Raw genomic sequence first — 877 nt, 5'->3', positions numbered from 1 at the left:
CGGTCGCGGTCACCCTCGGCCCGCGCGGGGCGCTGCTGACCCGCGCGGGCGGTGACGACCCGATGTACCTGCCCGCCCCGCACCGCGCGGCCGGCGACCCGTGCGGCGCGGGCGACTGCTTCGCCGCCGTCGCCGCCGCCGCGCTGGCCGACGGCGCGCTGCCCGAGGAGGCGGTCGGCCGGGCGGTGGCCGAGGCCGCCGACTTCGTCGCCGCCGACGGGGCGAGCGGCCTCGGCCTGTGGGACGGCCGCCCGCCCCGGGACCGGGCCGGCGCCGGGGACGGGGACGGGGACGCCGGGCCCGCCGCCCCGGACGCGCACGCCCTGGCCGCGGCCGTACGCGCCCGGGGCGGCACCGTCGTCGCCACCGGCGGCTGCTTCGACCTGCTGCACGCCGGGCACGTCGGCCTGCTGCAGAACGCCCGCCGGGCCGGCGACTGCCTCATCGTGTGCGTCAACTCCGACGACTCGGTGCGCCGGCTGAAGGGCCCGGGCCGGCCGATCACCCCCCTCGCCGACCGGGTGCGGGTGCTGGCCGGGCTCGGCTGCGTCGACGCGGTCGCGGTCTTCGGCGAGGACACCCCCGAGCGGCTGCTGCGCGAACTGCGGCCGGACGTGTGGGTCAAGGGCGGCGACTACAGCGCGGGCGCCCTGCCGGAGACCGCCGCCCTGCGCGAGTGGGGCGGCCAGGCGCTCGTCCTGCCCTACCTCAGCGGCCGGTCCACCACGGAGATCGCCCGCCGGGCCGCCCAGCCCCCCGCCCGCCGGTGAGCGCCCGGCCCCGCCCGGTGCCGTCCGCCCCGCCGGGCACGGCGCCGGGCCCCTCGCCGCACACCACGGCGGCGCCGGACCCCGCCCTGGGCACCACGGCGGCGCCG

The 877-nt window shown here is 82.3% G+C and carries 1 protein-coding gene; it reads left to right on the top strand.

Features of this window, described 5'->3' with window-relative positions; genetic code table 11:
• A partial coding sequence (gene rfaE2 / locus RKE29_RS30175) for a D-glycero-beta-D-manno-heptose 1-phosphate adenylyltransferase (RefSeq protein ID WP_312008886.1) occupies window positions 1-770 on the top strand: 770 nt, incomplete at its 5' end.
• Between the last annotated feature and the right edge of the window lie 107 nt (window positions 771-877).

The organism is Streptomyces sp. B1866, assembly GCF_031932565.1.
In the GTDB taxonomy this organism is placed as follows: domain Bacteria; phylum Actinomycetota; class Actinomycetes; order Streptomycetales; family Streptomycetaceae; genus Streptomyces.
Note: the sequence above shows the minus strand (reverse complement) of the source record. Positions and strands in the feature narration are given on the sequence as shown.